Genomic DNA, 20,434 nt, shown 5'->3' with positions numbered 1-20,434 from the left:
GGGGGAGCCGTGGAGACGTTCTGGTTCTGCGTGATCGCCCTGCTGTGGCTGGGCTACCTGTTCCTGGAGGGCTTCGACTTCGGCGTCGGCATGCTGCTGCCCGTGCTCGGGCGCTCGGAGCGCGAACGGCGGGTGCTGATCAACACCATCGGGCCGGTGTGGGACGGCAACGAGGTGTGGCTGCTGGTGGCGGTCGGCGCCACGTTCGCCGCGTTCCCCGCCTGGTACGCGGCGCTGCTCAGCTCGGTGTACCTGCCGCTGGTGCTGTTCCTGCTGGCGCTGATCGGGCGCGGTGTCGCCTTCGAGTACCGGGGGAAGGTCGACTCGGCGCGGTGGCGGCGGGTGTGGGACGCGGTCATCGTGACCGGGTCGTGGACCGCCGCGCTCGCGGTCGGGTTGCTGCTCTCGACGACCGTGTTCGGGATGCCGCTGGACGCCGCCGGCGACCGCGTCGGCTCGCCGTTCGCCTCGATCCGGTGGGAGACGCTGCTCGGCGCGGTGGCGGTGGCCGGGTACGCGCTGGTGCACGGCGCGGTGTTCCTGTCGCTGAAGACCGAGGGCGACGTGCGGGAACGGGCGCGCGCGCTGGCGTTGAGGGTCGCGCCGGTGGCGCTGCTGCCGCTGCTGGTGCTGCTGCTGATCGTGCAGCTGCGGTTCGGCTCGGTGTGGACGTGGGGCGCGTCGATCGTGGTGGCGCTGGCGGCGCTGGGCGCGTACGGGCGGCTGGTGCTGCGGCGCGAGGGGCAGGCGTTCGCGCTGATGGGCGTCGTGGTGGCGGCGGCGGTGGCGGCGCTGTTCGGCGCGCTGCACCCGAACGTGCTGCCGTCCACCTTGGACCCGGCCTGGTCGCTGACGGTGGCGGGCGCGGCGTCGAGCCCGTACACGCTGACCGTGATGACGTGGGTCGCCGCGTTCGGCACGCCCGCGGTGCTCGTCTACCAGGGGTGGACGTACTGGGTGTTCCGCAAGCGGATCGGCACCCGGCACATCCCGGAGGCCCACGTGCCCGCCGGGACGACCCGATGAACTTCCCCGGAGCCCCTTCCGCCAAGAAGCCGGGGAAAGGCCCGCTCGGCGCGCTGCCCGCGCTCTCGCGCTCGGCGCGCCGGGCGTTGGCCTGGTGTGCGGTGCTGGCCGCGCTGACGGCCGGCGCACTGGTGTGGCAGGCGGTCGCGCTGGCGTCGGCGCTGGTGACCGGCGGGTCGTTGTGGGTGCTGGCGGGCGCGGTGGTGGCGCGGGCGGTGCTGGCGTGGGCGACCGAGACGGTGGCGGCGCGTGCGGCGGCGGGCGCGAAGGAGGAGCTGCGGGCGGCGGTGCTGGACCGGGCGCTGGGGCTCGGGCCGTCGTGGATCGTGGCGCGGGGGCCGGCGTCGTTGGCGGTGCTCGCGACCAAGGGGCTGGACGCGCTGGACGCGTACTTCACCCGGTACCTGCCGGCTCTGGTGACGACGGCCGTGGTGCCGGTGGCGGTGGGCGGTTGGATCTTCTTCACCGACCCGACGTCGGCCGTGCTGATCGCGGTGACGCTGCCGCTGATCCCCGTGTTCGCGATCCTGATCGGCCGGTTCACCTCGGCGCGGGTGGCCGCGGCGGCGACGGCGCTGGAGCGGTTGTCGGGGCGGCTGGCGGAGCTGGTGCGGGCGCTGCCGGTGCTGACCGCGTTCGGGCGCGCGGCGGCTCAGGCGTCGGCCGTGCGGGAGGTGGGCGAGCGGTACCGGCGGGCGACCATGGGGACGTTGCGGGTGGCGTTCCTGTCGGCGCTGGTGCTGGAGATCGTGGCGTCGCTGTCGGTGGCGCTGATCGCGGTCGGCATCGGGCTGCGGCTGGTGTCGGGGGAGATGACGCTGGTCACGGGCCTGGTGGTGTTGATCCTCGCGCCGGAGTGCTACCTGCCGCTGCGGGCGGCCGGTGCGGCACACCACGCCTCGGAGGACGGGGTGGAGGCCGTGCGGCGGGTCGCGGAGATCCCCGCGCCCGGTCCGGCGAAGGACGGCTCGGTCGGCCAGGACGGCTCGGTCGGCTCGGTCGGCCAGGACGGCTCGGTCGGCTCGGTCGGCCAGGACGGCTCGGTCGGCTCGGACCGTTCGGTCGAGGGGGTGGAGGTCCGTGATCTCCGCGTCCGGCGGCGGGAGCGGTTCGCGCCCGACGGGGTCGGGTTCCGGGTGCGGCCCGGCGAGGTGCACCGGCTGGACGCGCCCAGCGGGGCGGGCAAGTCGACGCTGTTCGCCGTGCTGCTGGGGTTCGTGGAGCCGGACGGCGGGTCGGTGGCGGTCGACCGGTCGGCCATCGCCTGGGTGCCGCAGCGGCCCGCGTTCGCCGGGCGGACCGTGGCCGACGAGCTGGAGCTGACCGCGGGCCGGGTCGACCACGACGTGCTGGCGTCGGTGGCGGCCGACCACCTGGTGGCGCGGCCGATCGCGGAGCTGTCGACCGGGGAGCGGCAGCGGGTCGCGGTCGCGCGTGCGCTGACCCGGGTCCGGGACGGCGCGACGGTGCTGCTGCTGGACGAGCCGACCGCGCACCTCGACCCGGCGACGGCCGCGAAGGTGATGGCCGCCGTGCACCGGGCCGCCGAGGGTGGTGCGGCGGTCGTGCTGGCGACGCACCGGCTGGTGGGTGAGCAGGCCGAGGAGGTCGCGGCGGCCCGTGAGGTCGGCGTCGTGGACGACCGGTCGACCACCGCGCGGACGCCGCGGCCGACCCGGCGGCTGCTGGCGGGTGCGTTGCTGGGCGCGGCGGCTTCGCTGAGCGGTGTGGCGTTGACGGCGTTCGCGGCCTACCTGATCGCGAAGGCCGCGACCCAGCCGCCGATCCTGACGCTGTCGGTGCTGGTGGTGGGCGTGCGGACGTTCGCGCTGGCCAAGGGCGTGTTCCGGTACCTGGAGCGGCTGGTGTCGCACGACGCCGCGTTCCGCTACGCCGAGGCGCTGCGGGTCCGGTTGTGGCGCGGCCTCCGGCCGGGTCGGGCCGAGCTCACCCGACTGGTCGACGACGTCGACGCGGTCCGCGACCTGGTGCCGCGCGTCCTGCAGCCGCCGCTGATCGCGGTGGGCGTGTCGGCCGCCGCGGTGGCGCTGTTCGCGATCATCGAGCCGATGGCCGGCCTCGCGCTGGCCGTGGCGCTGGTCCTCGGCGGCACGCTCGCGCCGGTCGTCGCGGTGCTCGCCGAACGCCGCGCCACCGCCGTGCTCGCCAGGGGACGGCGGCACGTGTCGGAGCAGGTGCTGACCCTGCTCACCGCCGCACCCGACCTGATCGCGTTCGGCGCCGACCGCGAGGTGCGCGCCGAGCTGGCGCGCCAGGACGCCGAACTCGCCCGCCAGGCACGGCGGCAGGCCCTCGGCGCGGGCGCGGCGATCGGCATCGTGCACCTGACGACCGGGCTGGCGTCGGCGGTGTGCATCGGCCTGGCCGGCGGCGTCGACCCGCTGCTGGTGCCCGTCCTCGGGCTCGTGCCGCTCGCGTTGGCCGAGGTGTTGGGCGCGCTGCCCGCCGCCGCCCAGCACCGCGCGGCGTTGCGCGAGTCGTACGGCCGGATCGTCGACCAGTCGCCGAGCACCTCGCCGGCCCGGGTCGAGCAGGGTTCGGTCGGCGGCGCGGTCGGGCTCGAAGGCGTGACGCTGAAGTGGCCGGGCAGCGCGGAACCCGTGCTGGAGCGGGTGTCGTTCGACCTGCCGGCCGGCGCCAAGGTGGCCGTGGTGGGCCCGTCGGGCGCGGGCAAGTCGAGCCTGTTCGCGTTGCTGTTGGGGTTCCTGGAACCCGAACGCGGGCTGGTGTGGCGACCCGACCGCGTGGCCTGGTGCCCGCAGGAGCCGATGCTGGTCTCGACCACGGTCCGCGAGAACCTGCGGCTGGGCGACCCCCGAGCGGATGACGCGCGGTTGCTCTGGGCGCTCGACGTCGCGGGCGTCCGGCTGGGCCTCGACACCGTGATCGGCCCGACCCTGCTCTCGGGCGGCGAGGCGCAGCGGGTCGCGCTGGCCCGCGCCCTGCTCCACGACGCCGACCTCGTGCTGCTGGACGAGCCGACCGCCCACCTCGACGAGCCGACCGCCGCCGCGTTGCTGGCCCGCCTGGACGACGTGCTGCGGGACAAGACCGTCATCCACATCACCCACCGGCCGGCGGAAGCGGACCGCGCCGACCTGGTGCTGGACGTCGCCGACGGGCGGATGCGGACCAGGGCCTACCGTTGACCACCGTGGACCCAGCCCGCGTGCTCGCCGCGTCGACCGAGATCACCTCGGCCGCCCTGGCCGGCGACGACCCGGACGCCGTGCTGCCGCTCGTGGTGCGCAGCGCCGTCGAGCTCGCCGGCGCGGACCTCGGCCTGGCCATGGTGACCGCGGAGGACGGCACGCTGACCGTCGAGGCGTCCTCCGGCGACGACGACCCGGTGGGCGTCGTGCTGTCGAGCCGTTCGTCGGCGGCACGGGCGGCGCGGACCGGCGTGCCCGTGGTCGCGGACGACTTCACCACCGACCCGCGCACCGCGCCGTTCGTGCCCAAGGAGCTGCGGGGCTACGGGCCGTTCGCGGTCGCGCCGTTCGGCACCAAGGAGCGCCGGATCGGCGCGCTGGCGGTGTACCGGCGCAAGGGCGCGCAGCCGTTCAGCCAGGACACGGTCGAGGTGCTGGCCGCGTTCGCCGCGCAGGCGGGGCTCGCGGTCGTGCTGGCCGAGGGGTCGACCGCGCGGCAGCGGATAGCGGTCTACCAGGAACGCGAGCGCATCGCGCGCGACCTGCACGACGTGATCATCCAGCGGCTGTACGCGACCGGCGTGCAGCTCGACCTGCTCGACCGGCGGCTCAAGCTCGACGGCCGGGAGGCGCGGCGGCTGGCGGACTGCGTGGACCAGCTCGACCGGACGATGGCCGAGGTCCGCGCCACCGTCCGGGCCCTGCGCAGCGCGGACCCGGGCAAGCCCGCCGACGTCGACCTCAAGGGCTCGGTGCTGGCCGAGGCGCGCACGGCGGGCGAGCTGCTGGGGTTCGAGCCGGAGGTGCGCGTCGAGGGCGACGTCGCGGACGTGCCCGCGGACCTGGCCGACCACGCCCGCGCGGCGCTGCGGGAGGCGTTGTCGAACGTGGTGCGGCACTCGGGCGCCCGGCACGTCGGCATCGCGCTGCGCCGCACGCCCGACCGGCTCGACCTGGAGGTCGCCGACGACGGGTGCGGCGTCCCGCGCGGGGTGGCCAAGCGGGGGTTGCGGCACCTGGAGGAGCGCGCCCTGGCGGCCGGCGGCGGTTGCGAGATCACCTCGTCGCCCCGGACCGGCACCACGATCAGCTGGCACGTGCCGCTAGCGTGACCGGCGGGCCACCCAGGCGGCGGCCTGGGTGCGGCGTTCCATGCCCAGCTTCGACAGCACGGCGGTGACGTAGTTCTTCACCGTCTTCTCCGCCAGGAACAGCCGTTCGGCGATCTGGCGGTTGGTCAGGCCCTCCCCGATCAGGTCCAGCACCCGCCGTTCCTGCTCGGTCAACGCGTCCAGCACGTCCACCTCGACCGGGCGGCGCATGCGGTCCAGGACGCGGGACGTCGTCTGCGGGTCCAGCAGCGAACGGCCGGCCGCCACCTCGCGCACCGCCGTCACCAGGTCCTGCCCGCGCACCTGCTTGAGCAGGTAGCCCGACGCGCCGGCCATGATCGCGCCGACCAGCGCCTCCTCGTCGTCGAACGCGGTCAGCACCAGGCACCTGGGCCCGTCCGCGAGGCCGCGCAGCCGGCGGCACAGCTCCACGCCGCCGCCGTCGGGCAGCCGCACGTCCACCACGGCGACGTCGGGCCGGGTCGCCGAAGCGCGGACCAGGGCCTCGTCCACCCCGCCCGCCTCGGCGACCACCGAGATGTCGTCCTCGTCCTCCAGCAACTCGCGCAGCCCCCTGCGCACCACCTCGTGGTCGTCTACGAGCAACACTCGCACCGGCACGAACCAACCATAGGTCGAATGCCGGTACCCACCGCGCGCGCCCGCCAAGACAGTGCAGGAATGCTCGTACGCGCGATCGAGGAAGCCGACCGGATCGTCGTCGGCAGGCTGGTGCTTGAGCTGTGGGGCGCGCACACCGCGGTCGCCCACGGCCAGGTGTTCTTCCCGGCGAGCCTGCCCGGGTTCCTGGTCGAACAGCAGGAGACCGTGGTCGGGTTGCTGACCTACGCCGCCGCCGACGGACACTTGGAGATCGTCACCATCGACGCGTTGCGAAGAGGCAGGGGTGTCGGGAGCTCGTTGGTCGACGCCGCCGTCCGCCGGGCCCGCCAGCTCGGCTGCTCCCGGGTCAGGCTCACCACGACCAACGACAACCTCGACGCCCTGCGCTTCTACCAGCGCCGCGGCTTCCGGCTCACCGCCCTGCGCGCCGACGCGGTGCGCGAAGCCCGTCGCCTCAAGCCGGAGATCCCCAGCGTCGGGGACTACGGCATCCCCATCACCGACGAGCTGGACCTGGAACGTTGGGTCGCGCCGCGCTAGTTGTCCACAGGTCCCGGGCGAACTGTCCACAGGTTGTGCACAACTGGCGGCTACCTGCTGGGCAGCGGGCTGAACACCTCGTCCCACGCCGCCGCGACCTGCCGGGCGCACGTAGCGGGCGCGACTCCGCCTACGCCCGTGCCCAGGCCGGGCATGGCGATCGTGCGGACGACCTCGCGCACCGGGCGGCCGTCGTCCAACCGGCCGCCCAGCCACAACCGCAGCACGGCGCGCGCGGCCAGGTACGGGTGCACGGTGTCCTCGGGCAGCAGCTCACCGGGCTGCCGCATGGTCGGCGCGCTGATCAGCCACTCGGGCTCGGGCTCGCCGGTCGGCACGACCAGCGCCTCGCCCACCGGCAGCTCGCCGCCGTGCAGGCCGAGCACGGCACTGCGGACATTGCCCTCCACCAGCGGGAACGCCCGCGCGTAGACCGCGTCGATGCCCCCGCGCATCCAGCCGGAGGAGTTGGCGGGGCTCACCACGGCCTCGGCGACGATGTCGAGCACCGAGCCCCGGTGCACCTCGACGCCGCTGCGGCCCTCGGCCACCGCGAGCCAGGCGCGGGCGAGCGGTTCGTCGACGGCGCACAACACCAGACGGGGAACTGCTACCGGAGCGTTGATCTCACCCTCCGTATCGGCGGCGGACACGTCACCAGCATTCCAGGAGAACGGGTTGCGGCGGAACGGGGGCGGGCACCCACCAGGCGGGTGATCCTCGCCTCAACAACGGTCACCGGACGTGGTCCTCGTATCGTTGCGGCCGTGCTCGCCTACTTCGGACCGCAGGGAACGTTCACCGAGCAGGCCGCACGCGGCTTCGCCTCTCCGCAGCAGGAGCTCGTGCCGTTCGACACGGTGCCCGCCGCCCTGGCCGCCACCCGGCGCGGGGAGACCGCGTCGGCGTGCGTGCCGGTGGAGAACTCCGTCGAGGGCGCGGTGCCGGCGACGATGGACGCGCTGACCGAGGGCGAGCCGCTGGTCGCGGTCGCCGAGGCCGTGCTCCCGGTGCGGTTCAGCGTGCTGGTGCGGCCCGGCGGCGAGCCCGTGCGCACGGTCGCGAGCCACCCGCACGCGCTGGCCCAGGTGCGGCACTGGCTCGCCGAGCACCTGCCGCAGGCCCGGGCGGTCGCCACGACGTCCACCGCCGCCGCGGCGCGGGCCGTGCTCAACCGCGAGTTCGACGCCGCCGTGAGCGCTCCGGTGGCCGTGCGGCACTACCCGCTGGAGGTGCTGGCCACCGACGTGGCCGACGTGCGGGACGCGAAGACCCGGTTCCTGCTCCTCCGCCCGCCCGGCGAGCTGCCCGAGCCGACCGGCCACGACCGCACGTCCGTCGTCTGCACGGCGGCCGACCGGATCGGCGCGCTGTCGGAGCTGCTGACCGAGCTGGCGCTGCGCGGCATCAACCTGACCCGCATCGAGTCGCGGCCGACCAAGGGCAGGCTCGGCGAGTACCGGTTCTACATCGACTTCGACGGCCACGTGGTCGAGCCGAGGGTGGGCGACGCGCTGGCGGCGCTGCACCGGCACTGCCCGCAGACCCGGTTCCTGGGCTCGTACCCGAAGGCCGAGCCGGGCGGTGTGGTGGCGGGCAACGAGGAGTTCGTGGCGGCGGCCGAGTGGGTCGACGCGGTCCGGAGGGGGCACGGCGCGTGAGGTTGATCCTGGTCAGACACGGCGAGACGGCGTCGAACGTGAAGATGGCGCTGGACTCGCTGCCACCCGGCCCGCCGCTGACCGACGCGGGCCGGGCCCAGGCCGCCGCGCTGGCCGAGCAGCTGGCCGCCGAGCCCGTGGCGGCCGTGTACGCCAGCACGGCGGTGCGCGCGCAGCAGACCGCGGCGCCCGTGGCGGCGGCGCACGGCCTGGACGTCGAGGTCGTGGACGGCGTGCAGGAGATCTTCTGCGGCGACCTCGAAGGGCGGCACGACCGCGAGGCGTTCGAGGTCTTCATCGCCACGGTGAAGCAGTGGGCCGAGGGCGAGCTGGACGTGCCGCTGCCCGGCGGCGAGAGCGGTCGCCAGGCCCTGGACCGCTACCTGGCCGCGGTCGACGGGATCGCCGCCAAGCACCGCGACGGCGACACGGTGGTGCTGGTCAGCCACGGCGCGGTGCTGCGGATGGGCGCGCTCGCCCTGGCCCGCAACGTGGGCCCCGCGCTGGCCGAGGCGGGCCTGCTGCCCAACACCGGCCGGGTCGTGCTGGAACGCGGCGGCGACGGCTGGCGCTGCACGTCCTGGACCGGGGTGGACGTGGTCGGGGACTGATCAGCGCCGCGCGCCCGCCGGGACCGGCTTGGTCAACGGGACGACGCCGTCCTGGACGGCGCCGCGCCGGTACCCCGAGCGCTCGTAGAGGGCGACGTTGCGGTGGCTCCGGGCGCCGGTGTGCAGCCGCGCGGTGCGCACCCCGGCCGGCGCCTGCTCCTCGGCGAAGCGGAGCAGCCAGGCGCCGAGCCCCCGGCCCGCGAGGTCGGGCGCGACCATCAGGCGCCCGATGTCCCACGTGTCGCCGTCGCGGCGGGCGCGGACGGCGCCCACCAGCCGGCCGTCGAGGCGCGCGCACCACACCGCCCAGTCGGCCGTCCAGGCGCGGACGTCGTCGACCGCCTCGTGCAGCGGCGCGAGGTCCCAGTCGTGGTTGGCGACGGCCTCCTGGACCCAGCAGCAGCGCTGCAGGACGACGAGCTCCGCCGCGTCGGCGGCGTCGGCGGGCCGCAGGCGCACCCCCGGCACCGGCGGCGGGACGGCCGGGGCGACCGCGTCGCCGTCCGGCCGGTACAGCGGGCGCAGGACGCGGGCCAGGCGGACCAGCTCGCGGAACGCGTGGCGCGCGGCCTCGTCCCTGGACGGGTCGTCGAGCAGTCGCCCGTCGTCGCCGAAGTGGTCGCCGATGCGCAGGGCGACGGTGGCCCCGGTGGGCATCATGCGCAGGGTGGTGGCGACCTGCTTGGCCATGTGGACGCCGCGCGTGCCCGCCGAGGTGTGGCCGTAGCCGACGAAGGACACCGGCTTGTACGCCCACTCCTCGGACAGGTGGTCCAGGGCGTTCTTCAGGGCGGCGGGCATCCCGTGGTTGTGCTCGGGGGTGACGATCGCGAACGCGTCGGCGTCGGCGACGAGCCGGCTCCACGCCCGCGTGTGCTCGTGGTGGTAGATGCCGGAGGAGGGGTGTTCGGGCTCGTCCAGGAGGGGCAGCCCGATCCGCGCGAGGTCGGCGATGGCGGTCTCGGCGGCGCCGTCGACCGCGACGTCGTGGTTGACCCGGGTGAACCACTCGCCGACGGCACGGCCGAGCCGACCGGGTCGGGTGCCGGCGATGACCACCAGGACGCGGACGGGTTTCTTTGACATGTCAACGAGGCTAGCTCCGGTTTCGTTGACATGTCAAAGGTGGCAGGATGGGGCGATGCCCGAGGTGCCGTGGTTGACGCCGGACGAAGAGCGGGCGTGGCGGGCGTTCCGGCGCCTGCTCACCGTGCTGCCCGCGCGCACCGCTCGCGACCTCGCCGCGCTCGGCCTCTCCTCGACCGACTACGAGGTGCTCAGCACGCTGTCGGAGAAGCCGGACCGGCGTTGGGGGCTGCGCGACCTCGCCGCGAAGATGCAGTGGTCGCGCAGCCGGCTCTCGCACCACGCGGCCCGGATGGAAGCCCGCGGGCTGCTCGAACGCACCGAGGACGTCAACGACGGCCGCGGCAGCATCTACCACCTCACCGACGAGGGCTTCGCCGCGCTGGAGCAGGCCGCGCCGGGGCACGTGCGGTCGGTGCGGGACCGGTTCATCGACCACCTGTCCGCCGACGAGCTGACGACCCTGGAGACCATCGCCAACCGGATCGCGGACCTGCCCGACTGATCAGGCTGGGCGCGTCTAGCCCCAGCCCAGCTCGTGCAGCTTGGCGTCGTCGATGCCGAAGTGGTGCGCGATCTCGTGGACCACGGTGACCACGACCTCCTCCACCACGTCGTCCTCGGTGCGGCAGATGTCCAGGATCGCCTCGCGGTAGATGGAGATCCGGTCCGGCAGGACGCCGCCGTAGTCGGTGGTCCGGCTGGTCAGCGCGATGCCGTGGTAGAGGCCGAGCAGGCTCGGCACGTCCGCGTTGCGGTCCTCGACCAGCACCACGACGTTGCTCATCGCCGCCGCGAAGTCCGGCGGGATGAGGTCGAGGGCCTCGCCGACCAGCTCCTCGAACCGCTGACGGGTCATCTCCACCGGCATGTCGTCACCTCGACGTCGTCGTGGTCGTGGCTGTCGTCGTCTCGTCCGACTTCGGCGGCTTGGAGCCCGACGAGGGCGGCGCGGCGGAGCTGGAGTTGGACTGCGAGTGCAGCGGCGCGCCGGTCGGCTCGTCCTGCTGCACGGCGGTCGTCTGCGGCGGGTTGGACGTGGTCAGCGGCGGCGCGTTCGGGTTGCGGACGCTGCCCTCCCACGCGATCAGGACGTTGTCCACGGGCTGCGCGCCGACCTTGCAGTTCGCCAGCCGGGAGCCGGCGGCCCAGCTCTCCGGCGCCCGCGTGTCCCACGTGACGATGAGGCCGCGGGCCTTGAGGTCGGCGCCGCCGGTGTACTCGGCGGTGAGCCTGCCGCACTCGCCGAACAGCACGTCGTCCTGCTGCTCGGCCGGCGGGAACTCGCCGGGCGGCAGGGGCACCACGCCGGTGATCTCGAACGTGTGCGGCTTCGCGCAGTCGATCGGGTCGCCGACCGACCCGGTGGCGGTGATGCCGAGGCACACGCCCGGGTCGTAGACGTCGGACTGGTCCTGGGTGCGCGCCGTGCCGTAGGAGGGGAGCAGCCCGCCCGCCGGACCGGCCACCTGCAGGCCGCAGCGCAGCGTCCGCTGCCCCTCGCCCCACAGCCGCTCGCCCGGGTTCAGCGGACCGACCGTGTACTTGCCGAACGGGTCCAACTTGCCGCCGAGGTAGTCCAGCGACGTCTTCGCGCACCGCTCCTGGCTGATCAACTGCCACTGCTCGTCGTCCGGGAACGGCGCCTGAGGCCCGTGAGCGGCGGAGATGTCCGCCACACCGGTAACCTCGAACAGGTGCTGGGCCGCGCAGTCGACCTTCTCGACGTCCGAGAGGTCCGGCTTGGTCCAGTTCAGGCAATCACCCGCCTGAGCAGCCATGACGGGGTTGACCTTGGTCGTGGCCGGGCTGCCGAGGCCGCCCGCGCCCACCGGCCAGCCCGTGAGCGTGCTCAGGGCGAGCAGCACGAACGCGCCAGCCGACGCGCCGAGCATGACCAAGTGGTCACCTCGACGAAACCAGCGCGTGGTGGCGGACATCTACTCCATGATGCCTGTGTAGGCCGTGCAACCGTTCGGGCGGGTGGAGAGTGTTGCTTTTGGGACACTCGTCACCCATTCGGCGGCCGATCTCTGTACCGTCCCCGCCGGGAGTGGCTGATGACTGAGAACGACAACACCGGTAGCGCCGCGACGCCCGGCCAGGGTGGGCCGAGCGGACCGGACCGATCGAGCGGACCGGCGACGCCGGGGCCGGGGAGCGGTGGCGCGTCGCCGCCGCCGTACGTGCCCCCGACGCCGCAGGGCGCGCCGCAAGGACCGCCGTCGGGTGGTCGTGGCCAGATCCGCAACCAGGAGGCGGGCCAGACCAAGCCCCGGCCGCCGACACTGGCCGAGCAGCGCGCCCGCGCCGCGGCGATCGAGCAGCAGCGCGAGCAGCAGCTCGCCGTCGAGGCCGAGGAGGCGCGGCGCAAGAAGCTGCGCAAGCGGCTGCTCATCGGCGGTGGCGTGGCCGTCGGCGTGGCCGGCGTGGTGGCCATCTGGTACGCCGCGTCCAGCCCCGACGACGTGGTCGCGCAGTGCGTCAAGGACGACGTGGTGGTCGAGGACCAGTACTGCGACGAGAGCTACGCCCGGTCGCACGGCGGCTACGTCAGCGGTGGGTTCATCTACATCGGCGGCAGCTCGTACCGGTACAACTACGGCGCGCCGAGCACCCCCGTCGGCCAGAAGATCAGCGGCGGCACCTACACCATGCCCAAGGGCGCGAACATCAGCACCAAGTCGGGCACGGTCGTGCAGCGCGGTGGGTTCGGCGTGTCCGGCGGCAGCAAGAGCGGGGGCAGCTGAGTGCGTCGGGAGACCTCCGCGCCCCGGCCGAACTGGCAGCGCACCGTCTCCGAGCAGGGGCTGGTGTTCGGGGCGCCGGCGCGGGCCGCGGACGGCAGCCCGCGCCCGTACTGGGACGAGTCGGCGCACTACGTCTTCGACATGAGCGACGTGCTGTCGCTGGAAGCCGACGTCGAGCTGCTGCACAACATGTGCCTCGAAGCCGTCGACAACGTGGTGGTCACCGAGCGCTACCGCGACTTCGGCATCAACGAGTGGCTGTGGCCCGCGATCGCCGAGTCGTGGAAGCGCCGCGACCCGCACGTCTACGGGCGGTTCGACCTGCGCTACGACGGCAGCGGGCCGGCCAAGCTGCTGGAGTACAACGCCGACACGCCCACGTCGCTGCTGGAGGCGTCGGTCGTCCAGTGGAACTGGAAGACCGACGTCCACCCCGAGGACGACCAGTGGAACTCGATCCACGAGAAGCTGGTCGAGCGCTGGGCCGAGATCGGCGGTCGGCTGCCGTCCAACGAGCTGCACTTCACCTGGTCGGGTGCCGATCCCTCGGGTGAGGACCACGTCACCGTGGCCTACCTGCAGGAGACCGCGGCCGAGGCGGGCATGGACACCGTCGGCCTGGCGATCGAGGAGATCGGCTGGGACTCGCTGCTGAAGCGGTTCGTCGACCTCGAAGACGCGCCGATGGGCACGGTCGTGAAGCTCTACCCGTGGGAGTGGGTGGTCGACGAGCAGTTCGGCCGCTACGCCGTGGAGAGCCTGCCCGGCACCCTGTGGGTCGAGCCGCTGTGGAAGATGCTGCTGTCCAACAAGGCGCTGCTGGCCGTGCTGTGGGAGATGTACCCGGGCCACCCGAACCTGCTGCCCGCGTTCCTGGACGACCCCGGCCTGCTCACCGAGTACGTGCGCAAGCCGAGGCTGGGCCGGGAGGGGCAGAACATCCAGATCGTCGCCCCCGGCTACGAGACCCAGACCGGCGGGGTCTACGGCAAGGAGGGCTTCGTCTACCAGCTCTTCGACCCGCTGCCCGAGTTCGACGGCTACCGGCCGGCGCTCGGCGCGTGGGTCGTCGGCGACGCCTCGGCGGGCCTCGGCATCCGGGAGACCGTCGGCCTGGTCACCGACGACGGCGCGGCGTTCGTGCCGCACAGGATCGTCGAATGAGACCCTCCCCGTAACGCGTGACCGCACCACGCCCGTCCTCACCACACCCGTCGTCACCGGCTCCTTCACCGGCGGCACAACCGATCAACCTGCACATGGAGGGTCTGTGATTCCCCCACTCGCGTTGGACCCCGGCTTCGGGTCCGCCATCGGCACCGGCGTCGGTGCGATCGCGCTGTACGCGATCGTCGGCCTCATCCTGATGGTCGTCGGCTTCTACGCCATCGACTGGACCACCCCGGGCAAGCTGAGCGCCCTGGTCCGCGGTGGCGCCCCGAACGCGGTCATCGTCACCTCCGCCGGTCTGGTGAGCATGGCGCTGATCGTCGTCGTGGCGATCTACAGCGCGGCGGGCAAGCTGGACGAGGGGCTGCTCTCGGCCCTGATCTTCGGCTTCGTCGGCATCATCGTGCAGGTCCTGGCGGTGCGGCTGCTGGAATGGGTGACCAGGTTGGACATCGGCTCGCTGATCGAGTCGGACCGCTTCGCGCCGGCCAGCGTCGTCGTGGCTTCGGCGCACGTCGCCCTCGGTCTCGTGGTCGCCGTCGCGATCTCGTAGCTCGCACGGCGAAGGGGGCGTGCCCGCTGGTCGGACACGCCCCCTTCGCGCTGCCTGGGCCGTGCTGCCGGGTCGCGTGCTGCCGGATCGTGCTGCCGAGCCCGTACCGCCCGGGATGTGCTGGTCAAGCCACCGGCAGCCGCTTCCGCCAGTCCATCGGCCCCACCTTGATCCGGGTGCGCGCCGACCCGTTCCACTCGACGGGCAGGCCGCTCGCCGCCAGCGCCGCGACCACCTCGCGCGCCACGGCCTCGTCGGCCGCCGCGTGGTCGGTGGACCCGTGGCCCGCGGGCTCGCCGAACGAGCCGTAGGCGAGCCACACCCCGTCGCCCGCCACCGCGCTCTCGGTGTCCTGCCGGTGGAAGAACACGTACCCGCGCGCGTCGTCGCCCGCCTCGTCGCCGATCTCGGCGTGCCCGCACGTCTGGCAGCACGTGAAGTCGGCGCGCGCCACGATCCCGTCGCGGTCGAGCGCGTCGAACACGGCGAACAGCCGGTCCACGTCCGTGCTCTCCGGCCACGCCTCCTGCTCCGCGGACCGCTCCCGCCACACCCGCTCCACCACCGCCCGCGCGACCGCCGGCGTGATCGGGTGCTCGTCGGCCACGTAGTCGAGCACCTGCTCCACCGTGTCGTCCAACGAGGTCATGCCCGCGTGCACCAGGGTGCGCGCGTAGTTCTCGGCCAGTTCCGGCGCCTCGGTGGGCAGGCCGGCGTCGTCGTCCGTTCGTTCAACCACGCGCGCATCCTGCCCGAGGGGTCCGACAGCGGCGTCCGGCAGCGGGGCGCGACGTCGTGCAAACCGTTTCCGGCCGGGTACTACCCTTCCTGGTGTGATTGACCTCAAGGCACTGCGCGAGAACCCGGAAGCCGTCCGCGCGTCGCAACGCGCGCGTGGCGAGGACGAGACCGTGGTCGACGCGCTGCTGTCCGCCGACGAGCGCCGCCGGGCCGCCATCGCCCGCGCCGACGCGCTGCGCGGCGAGCAGAAGACGTTCGGCAAGCAGGTCGGCCGGGCCAAGGGCGAGGAGCGCGACGCGCTGCTGGCCAAGGGCAAGGAGCTGGCCGCCGAGGTCAAGGCCGCCGAGGCGGAGCAGTCCGCCGCCGAGGCGGAGCTGAACGAACTGCACCGCGCCGTGCCGAACGTGGTCCACCCCGACGCGCCCGAGGGCGGCGAGGACGACTACGCCGTGCTCAAGCACGTCGGCGAGCCGCGCGAGTTCGACTTCGAGCCGCTCGACCACCTGGACCTGGGCGTCCGGCTCGGCGCGATCGACATGGAACGCGGCGCGAAGGTGTCCGGCTCGCGCTTCTACTTCCTGACCGGCGTGGGCGCGCAGCTGGAGCTGGCGCTGCTGAACATGGCCGTCGCCCAGGCCACCGCGGCCGGGTTCAAGCTGATGATCACGCCGACCCTGGTGCGCCCGGAGATCATGGCCGGCACCGGGTTCCTCGGCGCGCACGCGAGCGAGATCTACCGCCTCGAAGCCGACGACCTGTACCTCGTCGGCACGTCGGAGGTGCCGCTCGCGGGGTACCACGCGGACGAGATCCTGGACGGCCCGAAGCGGTACGCGGGCTGGTCGTCGTGCTACCGGCGCGAAGCCGGCTCGTACGGCAAGGACACCCGCGGGATCATCCGCGTGCACCAGTTCAACAAGGTCGAGATGTTCTCCTACGTCAAGCCGGAGGACGCCGAGGCCGAGCACGCCAGGCTGCTGGCGTGGGAAGAGGAGATGCTGGCCAAGATCGAGGTCCCCTACCGGGTCATCGACACGGCCGCGGGTGATCTGGGCACGTCGGCCGCGCGCAAGTTCGACTGCGAGGCGTGGATCCCGACCCAGCAGGCGTACCGGGAACTGACGTCGACCTCGAACTGCACCACGTTCCAGGCCCGTCGGCTCAACGTGCGCTACCGCGACGAGAACGGCAAGCCGCAGATCGCCGCCACGCTCAACGGCACGCTGGCCACCACGCGGTGGATCGTCGCGATCCTGGAGAACCACCAGCAGGCCGACGGCTCGGTCGTCGTCCCGCAGGCGCTGCGCCCGTTCGTCGGCTTGGACGTGCTCAAGCCCTCCTGACCGACGTCTCGTGGTCGACCACGATCCGGTGGGCATCGCGATCAGACCAAGCTGATCAGACCCCGCTGATCAGACCCAGCTGAGCTGCCCGAACTCCGCACCGAGGGGCACCGACTCCGGCAGGTCGTCGCCGGAGTCGAGTGCCTCCAGCAGGCGCAGCACGTCCACGGCCGCGTCGTCGTCCCCGAGATCGCCCAACGCGGCTTCCAGCAGCACCCGGGCCTCCGTCGGGCGCTCCTCGGCCCAGCGGACGCACGCCAGCAGCACCCAGCACCCGGCCCGCGCCAACCGCACGGCCGAGTCGTCGGCCTGCTCGCGGTACAGCGACACGGCACGGGTCAGCCGCCGGCCCGCGAGCGCGAGGTCGCCCTCCTCGATCGCCAGCACGCCCAGCTCACGCAACGCCCACGCCACGCCCGCCCGGTCGCCGTGGTCGTACTGCCACTCCACCACCTCGGCCAGGCACGCGGCGACGCCACCCTCCTCGCCGAGCGCCCGCCGAACGCTCGCCAACACGTCCAGCGCGCCCACGTGCGCCGTCAGCGATTCGGGCGTCGGCTCCGCCTGGCACCGCGCCCGCCGGACACCCACCTCCCGCTTGGCCAACTCCTCGGCCGCCGGCAGCAGACCCCGCTCCGCGCTGCTCAACGCCGCCGCCCGCAGCACCTCGGCCGCCGAGTCGGACAGCGGGAACCGGTCCGCCAACTCCACGCTCGTCTCCCGCAGCCCGGCCATGTCCGGCGCCTCCGCCCACAGGTGCAGGAGCAAGGTCGCCGCGTCCTCCACCGCGCCCTTCGTCATGCACGCCCGGATGCCCTTCATCACCTTATCCATGGCGACACAGTAGTCTTCGCAATGCCCAAAACTCCTCTTCCCAAAAGGGTGATGTTGTGGTGAACGTTCGGCTACGCAGTGTCGCTAAGGTGGGCCAATGGCAGTAGGGACCACGCGCGGCAAGCGCAAGCTCGGCGCGCTCATGGAGGAGTACCGCGAGAAGTCCGGCCTCAAGGCCGACGTGATCATCAAGGAGGTCCGGACGTCCCGCTCGACGTGGAGCCGGATGATCGCGGGCGAGGCCAGGCCGAGGTGGGCCCTGTTCTTCGCCATCCTCTCCGTGATGAAGGTCAGCGACGAAGAGCGCGAGCGTGCAATGGCGCTGTGGGAGATCGCCGACGACGAGGCGGTCCCCATCGAACACGCAGCTTCGCTGCCCAAGAGCTACCTGCGCTTCCGTCGCGACGAGACGGAAGCGGTGGTGGAGCGGGCCATAGACGTGGTGCTGGTCCCCGGTCTGCTTCAGACCAGCGACTACGCCTCAGCGGTGGCGGTGGGGAACAGGTTCCTGCTGCCAGGGGAGAACTGGGAAGAGCGGGCCGCGCCGGAACGCCTGGACCGGCAGGGCCTGCTGCGCCGAGAACCGAACCCGCTCATCCTGCACGCGCTCATCGACGAAGCGGCATTGCGCCGGGAGATCGGCGGACCCGCCACCATGGCTGATCAGTGGGACTACCTGCTGGAAGCGGCGCGACTGCCCAATGTGAACATCCAGGTCATCCCGAATGGTGCTGGTGCCTACGGCGCCCTCTCTGGGACACTGATCATCTACGACTTCCCCGCTGATGACCTGGGCTCGGCCTATGTGGATAGTCTCGCCGGGCTGAGCCCGGTGGAGGATGCGGAAGGGGTCGCGCGGCTGCGGGCGGTGTGGGATGACGCGGCTGCCCACGCGCTGTCGGTCGAGGAGACTGTCGACTTCATTCGAGCGGTGAGGGAAACATGAGAAAGCGACTCGTTCGGGATGGAAGGGTGTACCTCACTTCCAGTGCCAGCAACACCGCGAGTGCCTGTGTCGGGGTGTCGGTGGAAGTGGCTCGCGCCGGGGTCCTGGACACGAAGAACCCCGGCGGGGACGTGCTGGAGTTCAGCCGGGGGGCGTTCGCGTCCTTCCTGGGCTCGCTCAAGTCCAGCTGAGCTCGACCTGGCCGGCCACGTGCCGGCCGATCTCCAGGGCCGACGTCGCGGCGGGTGAGGGCGCGTTCAGCACGTGCACCTGCCGCGGCGCGGTGTCGATCAGGAAGTCGTCCACCAACGACCCGTCCGCGCGCATCGCCTGCGCCCGCACCCCGGCCGACGCGCGCACCAGGTCGTCCTCGCGGATCGCGGGCACCAGGCGGGCCAGGCTGCGCGCGAACCGCTTGCGCGACAACGACCGCAGCACCTCTTCGGCCCCCGTGCGGGCGAACCGGCGGGCCAGCCGCCACGTGCCGGGGAAGCGGGCGACGTCGGCGAGATCCGCCCCGGACACGTCACGCCAGCGGTAGCCCTCGCGGCGCAGCGCGAGCACCGCGTTCGGGCCCGCGTGCACGCTGCCGTCCAGCATCCGGGTCAGGTGCACGCCCAGGAACGGCAGCGCCGGGTCCGGCACCGGGTAGATCAGGCCGCGCACCAGCCGTCGGCGGTCCGGCCGCAGTTCGTAGTACTCGCCCCGGAACGGCACGATCGCCGCCGACGGCGTCACGCCCGCCAGCCGCGCCACGCGGTCGCTGTGCAGGCCCGCGCAGTTCACCAAGGCGTCCGCCCGCACCACCCCGCGCGTCGTGGCCACCTCGACGCCACCGCCGCTCAACGCCCGCCGGATCGCCAACGCGGGCGTGTGCAGCCGCAGGTCGTGCCCGTTCAGCTCGCGCACGAGAGCCGCGCACACGGCGGGGAAGTCGATGATCCCCGTGCTCTCGACCCGCAACGCGGCCACGGCCGCCACCTCGGGCTCGTACTCCCGGGCCTCGTCCACGCCGATCCGCCGGGCGGGCACCCCGTTCGCCTCGGCCCGCTCCGCCAGCGCCTCCAGCCGCGGCACCTCGTCCGGCGAGGTGGCGACGACGAGCTTGCCGCACACGTCCACCGGCACGCCGTGCTCCCGGGCGTAGGCGACGATCGAGGCGTTGCCCGCGACCGACATGCGCGCCTTCAACGACCCCGGCTTGTAGTACAGGCCCGCGTGCACCACGTTGCTGTTGTGCCCGGTCTGGTGCGCCGCCCACTGCGGCTCCTTCTCCAGCACCACCACGTCGTGACCGCGCCGGGCCAACTCCCGAGCGGTCGCCAGCCCCACGATCCCGCCACCGATCACCACGACTCGTCGCACAGCCGGGAACGCTAGCCGCCGACGAGTTCGGGCAGCACGTCGGCCGCGACCCGTTCCAGCACGGCCTCGCTGCCCGCGTACACGCCGTCGGCCCGGGGCCAGTGCACGACCAGGTCGGTGAACCCCAGCCCGCGCGCCCGGCCCGCCACCTCGCGGAAGCGCTCCACGCTGGTCAGCGAGTACACCGGGCAGGAATCGGCGTTGAGGTGGAAGTCGATCGACTCCTTGGCCCGCCCGATCCCGGCCAGCACCTCGCGGAACCGGGCCGTCATCGCGGCGACGCCGTCCCACCACTCGTCCTCGTCCTCGGTCTCCGGCCCGGTGGTGACCCAGCCCGTGCCGTACTTCGCCGCGACCGCCATCGCCCTCGGCCCGTTGGCCGCGACCACGAACGGCAGCCTCGGCCGCTGCACGCAGCCCGGCGCGCTGCGGGCGTCGCGGATCTCGTAGTAGTCGCCGCTGAACGTGGTCCGGTCCTGCGCCAGCAGCATGTCCAGCGCGGCCACGAACTCCTCGAACCGGCCCTGCCTGCTGCGCGGTGACGTGGCGCCCATCACCTCCGTGTCGTACCCCACACCGCCCGCGCCGACGCCGAGCGTGAAGCGGCCGTCGGAGAGGTCGTCGAGGGCGAGCAGCTCCCGGGAGAACGGCACCGGGTGGCGGAAGTTGGGTGACGCGACCAGCGTGCCGAGCCGGATCGTCCCGGTGGCCGCGGCGGCCGCTGCCAGCGTCGGGACCGCGCCGAACCACGGTCCGTCGACCAGCGAGCGCCAGCCCATGTGGTCGTAGGTCCAGGCGTGGTGGAAGCCGTACTCCTCGGCGGCCTTCCACTTGTGTTCGGCCATCCACCAGCGGTGTTCGGGCAGGATCACAATCCCTGTGCGCACCCGGCGACGGTA

The 20,434-nt window shown here is 73.2% G+C and carries 22 protein-coding genes; 13 read left to right on the top strand and 9 right to left on the bottom strand.

The genetic code is table 11. From position 1 onward, the window contains the following. Positions 1 to 9 precede the first annotated feature (9 nt). The 3 genes from cydB to ACZ7GX_RS00205 are packed head-to-tail and all read left to right on the top strand — an operon-like array spanning position 10 to position 5,311. Positions 10 to 1,026, top strand: coding sequence for a cytochrome d ubiquinol oxidase subunit II (cydB, locus tag ACZ7GX_RS00215; RefSeq protein WP_498771136.1), 1,017 nt, complete (start codon positions 10 to 12; stop codon positions 1,024 to 1,026). Continuing rightward, on the top strand, positions 1,023 to 4,196 hold the full coding sequence (gene cydD, locus ACZ7GX_RS00210; RefSeq protein ID WP_498771134.1) for a thiol reductant ABC exporter subunit CydD: 3,174 nt from the start codon (positions 1,023 to 1,025) through the stop codon (positions 4,194 to 4,196). The genes cydB and cydD overlap by 4 nt, the downstream gene beginning before the upstream one ends. Continuing rightward, positions 4,193 to 5,311 carry a GAF domain-containing sensor histidine kinase gene (locus ACZ7GX_RS00205; RefSeq protein WP_498771132.1) on the top strand — a complete coding sequence of 373 codons (1,119 nt, stop codon included), beginning with the start codon at positions 4,193 to 4,195 and terminating at the stop codon, positions 5,309 to 5,311. Before cydD ends, ACZ7GX_RS00205 begins: the two co-directional genes overlap by 4 nt. On the opposite strand, the gene ACZ7GX_RS00200 is transcribed toward ACZ7GX_RS00205, so the two are convergent. Then, positions 5,303 to 5,932, bottom strand: coding sequence for a response regulator (locus tag ACZ7GX_RS00200; RefSeq protein WP_498771130.1), 630 nt, complete (start codon positions 5,930 to 5,932; stop codon positions 5,303 to 5,305). The two genes, ACZ7GX_RS00205 and ACZ7GX_RS00200, sit on opposite strands and share 9 nt — an antisense overlap. Before the next feature lie 60 nt (positions 5,933 to 5,992). Here ACZ7GX_RS00200 and ACZ7GX_RS00195 point away from each other — a divergent pair, with 60 nt between their 5' ends. Further along, complete coding sequence (locus tag ACZ7GX_RS00195) at positions 5,993 to 6,475, top strand: GNAT family N-acetyltransferase (protein WP_498771128.1); 483 nt, start codon at positions 5,993 to 5,995, stop codon at positions 6,473 to 6,475. A gap of 50 nt (positions 6,476 to 6,525) precedes the next feature. On the opposite strand, the gene ACZ7GX_RS00190 is transcribed toward ACZ7GX_RS00195, so the two are convergent. Next, a complete protein-coding gene (locus tag ACZ7GX_RS00190) occupies positions 6,526 to 7,128 on the bottom strand; it encodes a macro domain-containing protein (RefSeq protein ID WP_498771126.1) in 603 nt (200 codons plus the stop codon). A gap of 114 nt (positions 7,129 to 7,242) precedes the next feature. Between ACZ7GX_RS00190 and pheA the strand changes: the two genes are divergently transcribed. Continuing rightward, the gene (pheA, locus tag ACZ7GX_RS00185; protein ID WP_498771124.1) at positions 7,243 to 8,136 is read left to right on the top strand and encodes a prephenate dehydratase; all 894 of its coding nucleotides are present in this window, start codon (positions 7,243 to 7,245) and stop codon (positions 8,134 to 8,136) included. Beyond that, complete coding sequence (locus tag ACZ7GX_RS00180; RefSeq protein ID WP_498771122.1) at positions 8,133 to 8,747, top strand: histidine phosphatase family protein; 615 nt, start codon at positions 8,133 to 8,135, stop codon at positions 8,745 to 8,747. Before pheA ends, ACZ7GX_RS00180 begins: the two co-directional genes overlap by 4 nt. Here ACZ7GX_RS00180 and ACZ7GX_RS00175 read toward each other — a convergent pair whose 3' ends face one another. Next, positions 8,748 to 9,833: a GNAT family N-acetyltransferase gene (locus ACZ7GX_RS00175; RefSeq protein WP_498771120.1), complete on the bottom strand. Its 1,086-nt coding sequence runs from the start codon at positions 9,831 to 9,833 to the stop codon at positions 8,748 to 8,750. Between the two features lie 55 nt (positions 9,834 to 9,888). Between ACZ7GX_RS00175 and ACZ7GX_RS00170 the strand changes: the two genes are divergently transcribed. After that, positions 9,889 to 10,338: a MarR family winged helix-turn-helix transcriptional regulator gene (locus tag ACZ7GX_RS00170; RefSeq protein WP_498771118.1), complete on the top strand. Its 450-nt coding sequence runs from the start codon at positions 9,889 to 9,891 to the stop codon at positions 10,336 to 10,338. A 15-nt stretch (positions 10,339 to 10,353) separates the two neighbouring features. On the opposite strand, the gene ACZ7GX_RS00165 is transcribed toward ACZ7GX_RS00170, so the two are convergent. Both ACZ7GX_RS00165 and ACZ7GX_RS00160 read right to left on the bottom strand, forming a co-directional pair. Further along, the gene (locus tag ACZ7GX_RS00165; RefSeq protein WP_230569370.1) at positions 10,354 to 10,704 is read right to left on the bottom strand and encodes a metallopeptidase family protein; all 351 of its coding nucleotides are present in this window, start codon (positions 10,702 to 10,704) and stop codon (positions 10,354 to 10,356) included. A 4-nt stretch (positions 10,705 to 10,708) separates the two neighbouring features. After that, positions 10,709 to 11,773: a septum formation family protein gene (locus tag ACZ7GX_RS00160; protein WP_498771116.1), complete on the bottom strand. Its 1,065-nt coding sequence runs from the start codon at positions 11,771 to 11,773 to the stop codon at positions 10,709 to 10,711. 120 nt (positions 11,774 to 11,893) lie between these two features. Here ACZ7GX_RS00160 and ACZ7GX_RS00155 point away from each other — a divergent pair, with 120 nt between their 5' ends. The 3 genes from ACZ7GX_RS00155 to ACZ7GX_RS00145 all read left to right on the top strand — a co-directional run bounded on the left by ACZ7GX_RS00155 (position 11,894) and on the right by ACZ7GX_RS00145 (position 14,306). Continuing rightward, positions 11,894 to 12,583 (top strand): hypothetical protein, encoded by a 690-nt coding sequence (locus tag ACZ7GX_RS00155; RefSeq protein WP_498771114.1) that lies wholly within the window; start codon positions 11,894 to 11,896, stop codon positions 12,581 to 12,583. Next, positions 12,584 to 13,747, top strand: coding sequence for a glutathionylspermidine synthase family protein (locus ACZ7GX_RS00150; protein WP_498771112.1), 1,164 nt, complete (start codon positions 12,584 to 12,586; stop codon positions 13,745 to 13,747). A gap of 106 nt (positions 13,748 to 13,853) precedes the next feature. Continuing rightward, positions 13,854 to 14,306, top strand: coding sequence for a DUF350 domain-containing protein (locus tag ACZ7GX_RS00145; RefSeq protein ID WP_230569367.1), 453 nt, complete (start codon positions 13,854 to 13,856; stop codon positions 14,304 to 14,306). A gap of 124 nt (positions 14,307 to 14,430) precedes the next feature. On the opposite strand, the gene ACZ7GX_RS00140 is transcribed toward ACZ7GX_RS00145, so the two are convergent. Beyond that, positions 14,431 to 15,045, bottom strand: a complete 615-nt coding sequence (locus ACZ7GX_RS00140; protein WP_498771110.1) for a DUF6891 domain-containing protein — start codon at positions 15,043 to 15,045, stop codon at positions 14,431 to 14,433. A gap of 94 nt (positions 15,046 to 15,139) precedes the next feature. On the opposite strand from ACZ7GX_RS00140, the gene serS reads away from it, so the two are divergent. Beyond that, positions 15,140 to 16,390: a serine--tRNA ligase gene (gene serS / locus ACZ7GX_RS00135; RefSeq protein ID WP_498771108.1), complete on the top strand. Its 1,251-nt coding sequence runs from the start codon at positions 15,140 to 15,142 to the stop codon at positions 16,388 to 16,390. 69 nt (positions 16,391 to 16,459) lie between these two features. Here the strand turns inward: serS and ACZ7GX_RS00130 are convergent, their stop codons facing one another. After that, complete coding sequence (locus ACZ7GX_RS00130; protein ID WP_498771106.1) at positions 16,460 to 17,224, bottom strand: hypothetical protein; 765 nt, start codon at positions 17,222 to 17,224, stop codon at positions 16,460 to 16,462. Positions 17,225 to 17,321: 97 nt separating this feature from the next. On the opposite strand from ACZ7GX_RS00130, the gene ACZ7GX_RS00125 reads away from it, so the two are divergent. Further along, the gene (locus tag ACZ7GX_RS00125) at positions 17,322 to 18,170 is read left to right on the top strand and encodes a helix-turn-helix domain-containing protein (protein ID WP_498771104.1); all 849 of its coding nucleotides are present in this window, start codon (positions 17,322 to 17,324) and stop codon (positions 18,168 to 18,170) included. An 80-nt stretch (positions 18,171 to 18,250) separates the two neighbouring features. Beyond that, positions 18,251 to 18,361 carry a DUF397 domain-containing protein gene (locus tag ACZ7GX_RS00120; protein WP_498771102.1) on the top strand — a complete coding sequence of 37 codons (111 nt, stop codon included), beginning with the start codon at positions 18,251 to 18,253 and terminating at the stop codon, positions 18,359 to 18,361. Here ACZ7GX_RS00120 and lhgO read toward each other — a convergent pair. Beyond that, a complete protein-coding gene (gene lhgO, locus ACZ7GX_RS00115) occupies positions 18,348 to 19,535 on the bottom strand; it encodes an L-2-hydroxyglutarate oxidase (protein ID WP_498771100.1) in 1,188 nt (395 codons plus the stop codon). The genes ACZ7GX_RS00120 and lhgO overlap by 14 nt on opposite strands. 11 nt (positions 19,536 to 19,546) lie before the next feature. Then, the gene (locus ACZ7GX_RS00110) at positions 19,547 to 20,422 is read right to left on the bottom strand and encodes an LLM class flavin-dependent oxidoreductase (RefSeq protein ID WP_498771098.1); all 876 of its coding nucleotides are present in this window, start codon (positions 20,420 to 20,422) and stop codon (positions 19,547 to 19,549) included. Positions 20,423 to 20,434: the final 12 nt, after the last annotated feature.

It is taken from the genome of Actinosynnema sp. NPDC037264, from assembly GCF_055603705.1.
Note: the sequence above shows the minus strand (reverse complement) of the source record. Positions and strands in the feature narration are given on the sequence as shown.